Consider the following 12,764-nt stretch of genomic DNA (forward strand, 5'->3'; position numbering starts at 1 on the left):
TCTTCATCCGCGCCCCTCGAATCCTTGATGTCGGAAAGAACGTTGAGGTGCTCGGAACCCTGCGCGGCGAGCCGGTCCTCGTCCGCCAGCGGAACATCCTCGCCGCCGCGTTCCATCCGGAGCTGACACGCGACCCGGAGATCCACCGTCTCTTTCTGAGATTGGCCTCCGCGAGATCTTGACCGCCGCTTCCGGCCGTCCACCTCGTGAAAGCCGGATGGAGAGGCTGCCGCTCGAAGGCGCTCCCGGCGGGCCTGTCTTGTCCCTGTCCTTCCGTTCTGATAGCCTCCGCGCGTCGACCGGCGTTTCGCGCGGCGAGGATCGAGCTGCCGATGGAGCCCACCAAGGAGAGAGAGAGCGTGCCGCCTGCGGATCGCGTCGCGGTCGGCGGCGACACGCTCGTGCGGAACACGCTCCTCAACCTCGCCGGGCAGGTCCTTCCCCTCATCGTCGGGCTCGCCGTGATCCCTTACGTGATCCGCGGGCTCGGAACCGACCGCTTCGGCGTGCTGACCCTCTGCTGGGTCTTGCTCGGTTACCTCGGCATCTTCCAGCTCGGCCTCGGACCCGCGGTGACGAAGCACGCCGCTGAGCTGTTCGGCAGGAAAGACGCCCCCGCTCTCGTCGCGCTCCTCGGATCGTCGATGCGGTTGAGCGCGGTGCTCGGCATCGCGGCCTCGGCGTTCCTCGGCCTCCTCGCCCCCCTCCTCGCCGAGCGGGTCTTCCGCGTGCCGCCTAATCTCGTCGGGGAGACGAGGACCGCGTTCCTCCTGCTCTCCGCGGCGATGCCCTTCCTCTTCGTCGCGGGGACGGCACGGGGCTTCCTCGCCGCCGCGCAGCGCTTCGGCGTCGTGAACGCTGTTTGGGCCGCGACGACCTCGCTCAACTACCTGGTCCCCGCCGCCGCCGTTCTTCTCGGGAGGGGGCTCGGGACGGTTCTCCTCGTGATCCTGGCGAGCCGCGCCGTCGCGGCGCTTCTCCTCTACGTGTCCTGCAGGCGTCTCGTCGGTCCGGCCGCGCGCTCCCCACGCCCAATCCGATCTCCGATCGCGCCCCTCCTCCGCTTCGGTGGATGGGTCACGGTGTCCAACGCGACCAATCCGATTCTCTCGCACCTCGAGCGGTTCCTGATCGCGTCGTTCCTCTCGGTCGGGCTCCTCGCCTACTACGCGACGCCGTACGAGATGATCGTGCGGGCGGCGGCTCTCCCCGCCGCGTTCGCGCTCACGCTCTTCCCGGCGTTCAGTTTCCACGGGCCACAGAACCGGGAGACGGTGCTCCGTCTCTTCTCCCATTCGCTCAAGTGGCTCTTCCTCCTCATGGTGCCGGTCACGGTCTTCTTCGTCGCGTTCGGCGGCGCGCTTCTCTCGCTTTGGCTCGGCGGGGACTTCGCGGAGAAGAGCACGCTCCTCTTCCGCATCCTCGCCGTTTCTTTCTTCTTTCACGCCTTTGCTTACGTCCCGCTCTCCGTCGTCCAGGGCTTCGGGAGGCCGGACCTGAAGGCGAAGCTCGATCTCTTCGAGGTCCCTCTCTTCGCTCTTCTTCTCTTTCTTCTTCTCCCGCGCGCGGGGCTTGAGGGCGCGGCCCTCGCGAAGCTCCTCATCACGCTCGTCGACGTCGCCTTCCTCTTTCTCTTCGCGCGGCGTCTTCTTGGTTTTCGGACGGCCTCGTTCCGCGGGAGGACGACCTTGCTCCTCGGCGGGGCGGTCCTCGCGTACGTCGCCCTCTCGGCGATGTTCGCGGCGGGCGTACGTTCCGCTCCGCTCGGCATCGGCGCCTGGCTGGTCGCGACCGCGGGCTACGCGGTCGTCGCATTCCGCTGGGGAGCGAACGCGCGCGACCGCGAGGTGCTCCGCGCGGTCGCGCTCCGGCTGCGCGGCGGGGGGACGGGACGGTGAGCGAGCGGCCTCTCCGCATCACGTTCGTTCTCCCTTGTTATCCGCGCCTCCCGGTGGGCGGTTTCCGCGTCGTGTACGAGCACGCGAACCGGCTCGCGGCAAAGGGGCACAGGGTCTCGCTTCTCCACGCGCGGGGTCTTCCCGAACGGGGCCCCGTTCCGCGTGGGGTTCCTCTTGGGCGGTTTCGGCGGTTCGCGGCGGACCTTCGCGACCTCGTCTCGAAGCCGAGAGTCCGCTGGATGAAGGTCGACGAACGGGTGGAGATGCTCTACGCCCCCGACGCATCGGAGAGACACGTGCCTGACGGGGAGATCATCGTCGCAACCGCGTGGCAGACCGCGGCCCCGGTTGCCGGCTACGATTGGCGGAAAGGGGTCGGCCACTATCTCGTACAGCACGTCGAGCACTTCCTGCCGCACGGCGAGGACCCGGAGCGGATCGCGCGCCGCGTCGAAGCGACCTGGAGGCTTCCGCTCCGCATCACGGCGGTCTCGAGGTGGATCGCGGAGAAGATCGCGTCTTCCGGGGTTCGCGCGGATGTGGCGGTGGTCCCCCCGGGCATCGATGCCTCCCGCTTCCGACCCTTCCGCCCCCTCGACGCGAGGCCCGAAACGGTCGCGATGATGTACTCTTCCGCTCCGTTCAAGGGGGGCCAGGACGGGATCGCCGCCCTCCGCGTCGCGCGCTCGAGGCGCCCGGCCCTCCGCGCTGTTCTCTTCGGGACCGAGGCGCCCCCGCGCGGCCTGGACCCTTGGATCGAGTACCGGAGGAGCCTCTCCGAGAAGCCTCTCGTCACGCTCTACAACGACTCGCGCGTCTTCCTGTGCAGCAGCCTGGCCGAGGGGTTCGCCCTTCCCCCCGCCGAGGCGATGGCGTGCGGGTGCGCGGTCGTCTCGACCGACTGCGGCGGAAACCTCGAATACGCAGAGCACGGGAAGACCGCTCTCCTCTCGCCTCCTCGAGACCCTGGGGCGCTTGCCGCGAACCTCACCGCACTCCTCAACGACGACCGCCTCCGCCGCGCCCTCGCCGAGGAGGGCCTTCGCCGCATCGCCGCCTTCGATTGGGAGACGAGCGCCGCGCGGCTCGAAAAGCGCTTCCTCGACTCGATCGAGCCGGGCGCCTAGCCCGGGTCGACCCGCCGCCGGCCGCCGCCCCCGCGCCGGTACGCGCCCGTCCCGTGTCCACCCCCTTCCCGCTTGACCTCACGCCTTCGGCGGGGGTACCGTTCGGGGCGTATGAGCCCCCAGGAGTTCCTTCGTACCCTTCTTTTCCACCGCCGGCTCGTTCTCGCCAACGCACTCGGCGTCGCGTTCCTCGCCGCGGTGATCAGCCTCCTCCTCCCCAAGTGGTATCTCGGGCGGGCGACGGTCCTTCCCCCCGAGGAGAGGTCGAGCGAGTTCAGCCTGCTCACGGCGGCGATCGCCCAGGCCCCCATCCTCGCGAACTTCGCGTCGACCGGCACTCCATCCGAGATTGTGGCGCGAATCCTCGAAAGCCGGACGGTGAGAGGGCGCGTGGTCGAGGAGAACGACCTGCTCGAGGTCTACGAGGCGAAGAACATGGAGCAGGCGATCCGCGTTCTCGATTCGAGGACCGGCATCTCCGTCACGCCCGAGGGGCTCGTGAGCATCCGTGTGATGGCGCGGACGCCCGAGAGGGCCGCCGCGATCGCCAACTCCTACCTCGACGCGCTCGACGAGTTCAACCGCGAGCAGCGCGTCACCGCCGCGAAGAAGACGCGGCTCTTCATCGAGGGACGCCTCGCGGAGACGAAGGTCGATCTCGCGCGCGCCGAGGAGGCACTCCGGAAGATGGAGGAGCAGAACTCCTCGGTTGAGCTGAAGGAGCAGACGCGGGCCGCGATCGAAGCCGCTTCCGGTCTTCTTTCGGAGATCGCGAAGCGCCAGGTGGAACTCGGCGTGCTGCGGCAGGAGCTGACGTCGAGCCATCCTTCGGTCAGGCGGCTCGAGGACGAGCTTTCCGAGCTTCGCGGGCAGCTCGACGGGATGATCCGGGCGCAGGCGGAGGGGGACTCCGCTTCGCTCTACGTTCCGTTCCGAAGCGTCCCGACCGTGAAGATGCGGATGATCCGCCTCACGCGTGATCTCGAGCTGCAGAATCGGCTCTACGCCCTTCTCACCGAGCAGTACGAGCAAGCCCGGATCCAGGAGATGCGGGACACGCCGACGATTCAGGTTCTCGACCGCGCGACGCCGCCGGTGCGAAGGGCGAAGCCGCGAAGGACACTCGTCGTTCTCTCGGGGCTCGGCCTCGGGCTGCTCGCAGGGATCGTCGTCGCCTTCGGCGCGGAAGGGGGGCGGGCGATCGGGGGTACGCGGCGCTTCTCGGGGCCCCCTCCCTCGGTGAGGGAGGACCTCGCGGACTTCGGGCGTCTTCTCCGTAGAGGCCTCGCCAGCGAATCGCCGTCGGAAGACCGGGAGTAGCGCCGTGTCCGCGGCGTCCCCCGCACGGCTTCGCGAAGAGACGCTTCCCCTTTCGTTCGCTCTCTTCCTCATCGCGCAGGTCGCGCTCCTTCTCCTCGTCCTCCTCGCCCCCCCCGCGTTCTGGGTCGCCGCCGCTGCGGCCGCTGGCGTCCTACTCCTGCTTGCGGCGCCGATTCCGGTCCTCGCCGGGATCCTCGTTCTGGGCGGCGCCCTCTTCCCGTTCACCGGCTACCGATTTCGAGTCGCGCTCGGCGGGCTCTCGGGTCTGCTCTTTCTCCTTCTCCTCGCCGACCGCCTGCGCCTCTTCGCCCGCGGGCGTCTCTTCGCGGAACGCGCGCCCCTGGACCGGCCGGTCTTCGCTCTCCTCGCGCTCGTCGCTCTCGCTTCCCTCATCGGGATCACGGGGGGGGCGACGATCGAGCAGTGGCCGCTCGAAGCCTTCCCCTATCTCTGCCTCGCGATGGTGCCGGTCCTTGCACGGAATCTCGGCTCGCAGTCGACGGCGCGCATCTTCGCGGTCTACGCGGCGTTTCTCTTCGCGCAGTCGATCTACGCGGTCATTCTCTTCGCCCGCGAGGGGTTCGTTCGCATGCACACTCCTTCCTTCTCGGTCCACCCGGGTCTCGCGGCGGTGGTCCTGCTCGCCGTCGCCGCCCTTCACGAGGAGAGAAAGTGGAGAGCATGGGCAACAGTCGCTCTCTTCCCGATGATCCTCCAGCTCGTGGCGACCCTGACGCGCGGGTACTGGACCGGGTTTCTCTCGGGGGCAGTCGTCGTCGGGTTTTTCGCCCTGCGCACGCTTCCGCGCGAGCGTTTCCGGCGGCTCGCACGGCGCTCGCTCCTCGGCACCCTCGCGGTGCTCGCCTGCGTCGCCGCCGGGCTTGCCCGCTGGGGCCTACTCGAGTCGATCGAGGTGATCTGGGATCGTCTGGGCACATTCGCCTCTCTCGGCATCGACGCCTCGACTCGCGTGCGCGTGATCGAATGGGGGCTCGCCCTTCGACACTTCGCCGAGCGGCCGATCCTCGGGACCGGCTACGGCTTCACGCTCGAGTTCTTCCATCCCCTCTATCGACTCCGCGAGCCGCATTGGTGGTTCGTTCACAACAGCTACCTGCTCCTCCTTCTCAAGATGGGGATCGTCGGGCTCGCCGCCTTCGGGTGGCTCCTTGCCTCCTACTTCCGGACGGCTCTCGCCGCGATCCGCGCCGCTTCGGGAACCGACAAGGTCCTCCTCGTCGGCTTCTACGCCAACATCGTCCAGCTGATGCAGATGGCCCTCACGAACTATACGTTCTGTTCGCCTGTAAACCTTCCATACATGGCATTTCTCCTCGGCGCGACCGCCGCGCTCGCCCGGGAGCGGGAAGCGAGGAACGGCCGCCGCCCCGGCAGGTTGGGGGAGCCGTGAGCGGCCTCGTCCTGAAGCGCAGGGAGGTGAGTTCCCGGTGAGCGCGGAAGGGATCCTCCTCACGGCGGGCGTGGTGAGCTACGACTCGGAGGAGTGCCTCGGAGCATGCCTTTCCTCGCTTCTTGGTGAGACCGCCCCCCTTTCCGCCGAGGTGATCGTGGTAGACAACCGGTCCACCGACGGCTCCGCCGCTCTCGTTCGTGAGCGGTTCCCTTCGGTCCGGCTTGTCGTCGAGGATCGAAACCGAGGATACGGAGCGGCGTGCAACCGGATCTTCCGCGAAGGACGCGGGAGCTTCGTCCTTCTACTCAATGCGGACGTGGAGCTTCGGGAAGGGTGCCTCGATCCGCTTCTCGCGTTCCTTCGCGACCGCACCGACGCGGGGATCGCCGGCTGCCGCCTCGTCGGACGGGACGGAAAGCTCCAGCGATCTTGCTCGTCCTTTCCCTCTCTCTCCGGTTATCTCTTCGAGGCGTTCTTCCTCGACCGCCTCCTTCCGCGGAACCGCATCTTCGGGAAATACTCACTCGGCTTCATGGACTACCGCGAGGCGCGCGAGGTCGACGTGCTCCTCGGCGCGTTTCTCCTCGTTCGGAGGGAGACCATCTCCGCGCTGAACGGCATGGATCCGCGCTTCTTCATGTACTCGGAGGAGACCGATTTCTGTTATCGCGCCCGGCGAGCGGGGTGGAGGATCTGGTATGTGCCGGAGGGGACGGCGGTCCACCTCGGGGGGAGAAGCGTCGCGCGCATGCCGGAGAGGATGTTCGTCGAGAACCACAGGAGCAAGATTCTCTACATGCGCATCCACCATGGGCCGTTCCGCGCGGGAGTCGCCGGGGCGATTCTCTTTCTCGGCGCCTGGAACCGTCTCGTCCTCTGGGCGTCGCTTGGCCTCGTGTGCAGCCCCTTCTCGCCGAGGATCCGCGAGCGGGCGCGGTCGCGCGTCGCGATCTTCCGGAGCGTGGTCGGCTGGCACCTGGGCTTCGCGGACGGGGCCCGCGCGAAGAAGAAGAAGGAAGTTGGAGCCGGGGAGGCGGAGCGGCCATGAGAATCCTCTTCCTCTCCTCGCGCATTCCCCATCCGCCCGACCGGGGGGACCGGGTGCGCGCGTTCCACCTCCTCGAGACGTTCGCCTCGGAGCACGAGGTCGATCTTCTCACCTTCACGGAGAGAGAGATGGACCGCCCGGACGGGAAGGCGCTCGGGGCCCTTTGCGGGCGCGTCGAGGAGGTCGTTCTTCCCAGGTCGCGCTCGGTCGCGAGGGCGTTCCGCGGGCTCCTTTCACGCGATCCGCTGCAAGTTCATTACTACAAAGACAAGGCGTTCGGAGAGCGGGTCCGCGCCCTCGTCCGGGAAGATCCCTACGACTTGGTCTTCTCCCATCTCTTCCGGGTCTTCCCGTACGCCCGCTCGGTCGAGGGGGCGTTTCGGCTCCTCGATCTCACCGACGTGATCTCGCGCGAGGTCGTCGCGAGCGCCGCCTACCGCAGGTTTCCGATGAACCGGGTCTACAGGCTGGAGGGGGCGCGCATCCGGCGCTTCGAGATCGGAGCGTGCCGTGACGCCCACGAGATCTGGGTGATCTCGGAGGCCGAGAGAGAGATCCTGGCCCGCGAGGGGGTCGGGGAGAAGGTGCGGGTCGTGCCGAATGGGGTCGAGCCCGCGCTTCTCGCGACGCCTCTCCCGGCCGGGGGTGGGAAGCGGATCGGCTTTCTCGGGCACCTCGAGGTCTTCCACAACGTGGACAGCCTCTCGTTCTTCTGTGAGCGGGTTCTTCCACGGATCCGCGAGAGGGTTCCGGAGGCGCGTCTCCTGATCGCCGGGCGGGGGGCGTCCCCTGTCGTGAACGATCTGGCGCGCCGCGACGGGGTGCGGTTCGAGGGTTTCGTCGACGATCTTGCGGCCTTCTTCGCCCGCATCGACCTCTTCATCGCGCCTCTCCGCTTCGCCGCCGGCACGCAGAACAAGGTGATCCAAGCGATGGCCGCCGGCGTTCCGGTTCTTGTTTCACCGGAGGTCGCGCGCGGGATCGACGGCTCCGCAGAGGAGGCTTTCCTCACGGCCTCTTCGGAGGAGGATTGGGTGGAAAAGGCGGTGGAGCTTCTCCGCGACGGGGGGCGCGCCCGGTTCCTCGGTGAGGCGGGGAGACGGTTCGTCGAGAGTCGCTTCACGTGGAACGTCGCGAGGGAGCGCCTCCGTACGATCGAGCGGGAGCGGGGTGGGTCGTAGATCTCTGATTCGGCCCGGCAGGAATACGTCCTTTCCCGTCCCCTCGCGCAACTGGTTTGCGCTAGAATTCCCGTGACCCGGCGGCGGGGCGTCCGGCTTCCGTCGCGAAGGAGAAGGGGTGCGCGCCCAAACGATCGTCGATCGTCAGAATCGTCTTCTGCTGGTCTTGCTTTCCCTCGTGCTGCCGACGGGGAGCGTCCTCGGATCGGTCGCGGACTCCATCCGGACCGTCCCCTCGCTGCCCCCGGTGATCACCGAAGGGCCGGTCGACCCGAACGAGTACAAGGTCGGGCCGGGCGACGCGTTCCGGATCAGCGTGTTGGGGCAGCACCCGGTGACGACCCGGTCCATCGTATCGCCCGAGGGTTCGCTTGCGGTCCCGCCGGCGGGGGCGGTTCCCGTTTGGGGGCTCACGCTCGCGGAGGCGCGCGAGAAGATCCTCGGCGTCCTCTCCCGCTACTACCACGGGGTCGAGGTCCAGGTCGCGCTCGAAGAGCTGAGGCGCTTCGACATCCACGTGCTCGGCCGGGTGGCCGATCCGGGGACCTACGTCTCCAACGCGATGACGCGGGTCTCGACGGCGATCGCCCGAGCGGGCGGCTTCGCCGAGGACGCGTCGCGCCGGAGGATCCGGGTTCTCGGCCTCGACGGATCGACGCGCACCGCCGACGTCGTCCGCTTCGAGATGTTCGGCGAGAGGTACGCGAACCCCTATGTCGCGGACGGCGACCTGATCCAGGTTCCGATCCGGATGGGGATCGCGCGAGTTCATGGGGAGGTTGCCCTTCCGGGCGAGTACGAGATCGTCGAGAACGAGACGCTCCGTGAGATCATCGAGATCGCGGGAGGGTTCATGGACGACGCCGTGAGGGACCGGGTCGAGGTCACCCGTTTCCTCGACTACGATCCCTCCCGAACGAGACGGTTCACCGTCGACTTCTCGCACGATCCGCCTCGGAGCGAGGAACCGGACCTCGTTGCCCGAGCGGGCGACGAGATCTTCGTCCGAAGGATTCCCCAATGGCAACTCCATCGCGGCGTGTCGGTCGAGGGAGAGGTGCTCTACCCGGGTGTCTACGTGATCGACGAAGGGGAGGAGACCCTCACGGAGCTCGTCGAGCGGGCGGGGGGCTTTACCGAGGACGCCGATCTCTACGAGGCGACGCTCACGAGGGAGTCGTTCCGGAGCGAGGCGGAGGACCGCGAGTTCGAGAGGCTCCGGCTCGTTCCGGTCGCCGACATGACCGAGGACGAGTACGCCTACTTCAAGATGCGTTCGCGCGAGAACAAGGAGAGGGTCGTCGTCGACTTCGTCGCCCTCTTCCGCGACGGGGATCTGTCCAAGGACATTCTCCTCCGGCGCGCCGACGTGATCCGCGTTCCCCAGATCACACGGACGATCACGGTGAGCGGGCAGGCCGTGAACCCGGGGCGCCTTCCCTTCCGCGAGGGGGCGAGCTACAAGGACTACATCCGGGACGCGGGCGGTTTCGCGCGCCGCGCCTCGAAGGGGAAGGTCCGCGTCATCAAGGGGGTTTCCGGAATCTGGTTCGACGCGGGGGACACGCGTCTCGAGCCGGGAGATACCGTCTGGATTCCCGAGAAACCGCAGCGCGACTACTGGGAGCTCTTCAAAGACTTCATGACCGTGGCTGCGCAACTCGCGACGGTCTACCTCGTCGTCGACAGCGCCTCGAAGTAGGGACGGAGTTTCCTTCGCTCCTCAAGCTCCGCGTCCGGTCCCGCGCTCGATCGTCTCGTAGAGGATCTCCTCGACCCTCTCGATGATCCGTTCCCAGGCGAAGTTCTTCTCTACGAGTTCCCTCCCCCTTCGCGCGATCGAGGAGGCGAGCGCGGAGTTCTCGAGCAGTTGGACTGCCGCATCCGCGAACGCCTCGGGCGTGTCGGCGACGAGGATCGTCTCGCCATTGCGGAAGGGGAGGCCCTCGCACCCCACCGTCGTGCTGACGACCGGACGCTCGTTCGCGAGCGCCTCGAGGATCTTGAGGCGAACTCCCCCGCCCGCGCGGATTGGGACGACTGAGAGAGCGCACTCGCGCACCGCGGCCGCCGCGTCCTCCACGCGCCCCGCAACTCGGATCCCCTTCTCCGGCGCGTGGAGAGCGAGGATCTCCCGCGTCGGGCCCTCTCCGGCGAGGACGATCTCCGCGTCCGGGATTCGCGCGCGCACGAGGGGAAGGATTGAGCGGGCGAGCCAGAGGGCGGCGTCCCGATTCATGGGCCACCGGAAGCTCCCAAGGAAGAGGGCGGAGCGCGGGCGCGAGGGGAGCGGGATCACCTCACGCGGGTAGACCCTCGCTCCCGGGGGAACGACAGCGATCCGCGCCTCCGGGGCGAGAGGGAGCATCTCGCGCCGGTCCTCGTTCGAGAGGGCGATCACGCGGTCCGCGGCAAGGAGCGCTCGCCTCTCCGTTCGTTCGATCCGGCGGACCTCGATTCTCCCCGCGATCCTGGCGAGAATCCCGCTACGGGCGAAGAAGCGCCGGACGAGGAGGCTCTCCGCGTTGTGCTCGAGAAGGACGACTGGAAGAGCGGGAGAGAGGCGGCGAATCGGATCGATGAGGTAGGAGGTGAAGAGCGAGTCGAGGATTACGAGGCCCGGCCGGAAGGAGTCGAGGAGGGGGTCGAGCCTCTCCTCGACCTTCGCGAAACGGTGCCGCGCGATCCGGATCGAATCACCGTGGACGAGCCCTCGAGCGACGCGGCGGATTTCATGCTCCCCCCGGACGTCGACGCCAACGGTCTTCGCGATCCGCCCAAGCTCCGCGATCGACCGGCTGTCCCCCTCCCGGCGGAGGGGCGCGAGAAGCGCGACTCGATGTCCTTTCCTCGCGAGTCCGGAGAGGTGGTGGAACGCGACGAGCTTTCCGCCCGAGTCGGGAGGATAGGGGACAAAGCTACATATCTGAAGGATACGGAGCGGAGCCCGCCCGGTCTCGGTCACGGCAGCGCCCCCTCGTCCGCACCGTGCGGGGCCTCGATTTTCCAGAGGGTCGCGCCGTTCTCGGCGGGGACGTCCGTCGCACGGTAGGACTGGAGAAGCTCCAGGATCTTCTCGATCTCGAAGCCGCGGGGGCGCATCTCCCTCCACGGCACCCCCATCGGGAACGGCTCGTTCAACACCCCTTCCATGTAGACCGCCCTACCTTCGAGAAGGGCGCGCGAGATGGCCGAGTCGATCGCCGCGTAGTAGCGGATCGGATCGCCTGCCCATTCGGCGCGAGTGCTCCAGCGCCAAAGGGAAATCACCTCGACGCCGGGGGAAGGGTCGTAGCGCTCGACGCCGTCCGTCCAGTCGAGGCCGGGCGCGATCAAGAGGCCTCCCGGCTCGACGCGCGCGAGGACCGTCGCACGCTCTCTCTCGGCGCTCCGGTCGGTGCGAAGCGGAATCACCGAGCCGAAGAGACTGAGCGGGAGCACGGCGAGCGCCACCGCCGCACGGAGAACACCCACGAGCCTCCCGCGCCCAAGGAGGGAGAAGCCGAAGAGCGCCCAGAGGATCGGGAGTGGAAGAAGCCAGAACTGAGGATCGCTCCCGATCCATTGAAGGTTGAAGAGAACGAGGAGGGCGAAAGAGACGGCGAGTACGGCGAAGACCGCGCGGCGGGGCTCGGCGCGGATTCGGGTCGCGCCCGCGGCGAGGAGAAGCGCCGTCCCGGCGAGGGCGAGGAGCCAGAGCGCGAGGGAGAATGCGTCGGTCGGGGCGGCCTCGATGCTTCCCTCTCCTTCCGTCCAATAGCGCACGAGGCGCGCCGCCCCGCCCACGGGGACGATCGAATCGACGAGGCCGAAGAGGACGCGCGCGAGAGAGAGGAGCGAGAACCCGCCGTAGGAGAGGCTCGTCGAGCCGCTCCCGTAGCGCGTGATCCACGCGGCGAACGGGACATCCGCCCCCGAGCGGGCGTACGCGGCCGCGAGGCCGGCGAGAGGGACGAGAGCGGCGAGGAGAGCGCACGCGAATCCGGTCCGTCTCCGTCCGAGAAGGCCCGCGACGAGGAGGGCGATGCCGATCGTCACGACCGGGAGGGCGCTCGTGGCGAAGAAGAGGACCGAGAGGCCGAGAAGGGAACCCGCAAACGCCTCACGGATCCACGACCGGCGATGGAGCGTGTCGAGGAGGAGAACGCCGCCAAGCAGAAACGGAAGGTGGGCGAGGAGGATCGGCTCGCCGTCCGTCCCGAAGAGGAGAAGTGCGTGCGAAGAGAGGTAGCCGAAAGCGAGAATCCCCGCGACCGCTCCTTCCGGGAAGAGACGGCGCATGGCAAGGAGGAAGAGAAGGCCGGACACGAGATAGGAGAGCCTCGAGATCCAGACGAGGGTCTCGAGCGGCTCGATCGACCTCCCGGAGAGAGGGATTGCGACGCGCTCGTAGAGATAGCGGACCGTGGGGTAGAGGAGAAGGCGATTCGGGTTCGTCTCGGGCGGGGCGTCGGTTCCGCGCATCATGCGCCCGTACTCGTACGCGTCCCCCGAAGGGCTCCGCGTAGGGATCGCAACGAGCACAGCGAAGAGGAGAAGCGGAACGAGCCAAACGGCTGAACGGCCGGCGCGCGCCGCCGGGATTCGGGTGGCGGACTTTTCTTCCGATCCCCCGGCAGTCACCTTTCCGCTCCGAGCCTCGCTACGCCCCGAGAATCGTCCTCACCCGCTCCCGGACCTTCTCCGATCCGGACCGGACCCGATCGAGCACCTCGTCCGCGCGGCGGCGGGTCTCCCGGACGAACGCCTCGTCCGCGATCTGCCCGAGGTTGATAA

Annotated in this window: 9 protein-coding genes; 8 read left to right on the top strand and 1 reads right to left on the bottom strand. The window is 68.0% G+C overall.

The annotated features are described in order from the left end of the window. From FJY88_08050 to FJY88_08085, 8 genes are all read left to right on the top strand, one after another. A partial coding sequence (locus FJY88_08050; GenBank protein ID MBM3287284.1) for a pyridoxal 5'-phosphate synthase glutaminase subunit PdxT occupies window positions 1–182 on the top strand: 182 nt, incomplete at its 5' end. Window positions 183–332: 150 nt separating this feature from the next. Further along, on the top strand, window positions 333–1,898 hold the full coding sequence (locus FJY88_08055) for a flippase (GenBank protein MBM3287285.1): 1,566 nt from the start codon (window positions 333–335) through the stop codon (window positions 1,896–1,898). Next, window positions 1,895–3,025, top strand: a complete 1,131-nt coding sequence (locus FJY88_08060; protein MBM3287286.1) for a glycosyltransferase family 4 protein — start codon at window positions 1,895–1,897, stop codon at window positions 3,023–3,025. The genes FJY88_08055 and FJY88_08060 overlap by 4 nt, the downstream gene beginning before the upstream one ends. 111 nt (window positions 3,026–3,136) lie before the next feature. Next, on the top strand, window positions 3,137–4,345 hold the full coding sequence (locus FJY88_08065) for a hypothetical protein (protein ID MBM3287287.1): 1,209 nt from the start codon (window positions 3,137–3,139) through the stop codon (window positions 4,343–4,345). Between the two features lie 4 nt (window positions 4,346–4,349). Then, a complete protein-coding gene (locus tag FJY88_08070; protein ID MBM3287288.1) occupies window positions 4,350–5,756 on the top strand; it encodes an O-antigen ligase family protein in 1,407 nt (468 codons plus the stop codon). Between the two features lie 37 nt (window positions 5,757–5,793). Beyond that, window positions 5,794–6,807, top strand: a complete 1,014-nt coding sequence (locus FJY88_08075) for a glycosyltransferase family 2 protein (GenBank protein MBM3287289.1) — start codon at window positions 5,794–5,796, stop codon at window positions 6,805–6,807. Further along, window positions 6,804–7,988 (top strand): glycosyltransferase, encoded by a 1,185-nt coding sequence (locus tag FJY88_08080; GenBank protein ID MBM3287290.1) that lies wholly within the window; start codon window positions 6,804–6,806, stop codon window positions 7,986–7,988. The genes FJY88_08075 and FJY88_08080 overlap by 4 nt, the downstream gene beginning before the upstream one ends. A 118-nt stretch (window positions 7,989–8,106) precedes the next feature. Next, entirely contained in the window at window positions 8,107–9,690 is a 1,584-nt protein-coding gene (locus FJY88_08085; GenBank protein MBM3287291.1) for a hypothetical protein, read from the top strand. A gap of 21 nt (window positions 9,691–9,711) precedes the next feature. Here FJY88_08085 and FJY88_08090 read toward each other — a convergent pair whose 3' ends face one another. Beyond that, a complete protein-coding gene (locus FJY88_08090) occupies window positions 9,712–11,100 on the bottom strand; it encodes a glycosyltransferase (protein ID MBM3287292.1) in 1,389 nt (462 codons plus the stop codon). Between the last annotated feature and the right edge of the window lie 1,664 nt (window positions 11,101–12,764).

The organism is Candidatus Eisenbacteria bacterium (genome assembly GCA_016867495.1).
Lineage (GTDB): Bacteria > Eisenbacteria > RBG-16-71-46 > CAIMUX01 > VGJL01 > VGJL01.

Coding starts and splice junctions, on each gene's coding strand:
- FJY88_08055 (MBM3287285.1), top strand. CDS start 333: ATGGAGCCCACCAAGGAGAGAGAGAGCGTGCCGCCTGCGGATCGCGTC.
- FJY88_08065 (MBM3287287.1), top strand. CDS start 3,137: ATGAGCCCCCAGGAGTTCCTTCGTACCCTTCTTTTCCACCGCCGGCTC.
- FJY88_08080 (MBM3287290.1), top strand. CDS start 6,804: ATGAGAATCCTCTTCCTCTCCTCGCGCATTCCCCATCCGCCCGACCGG.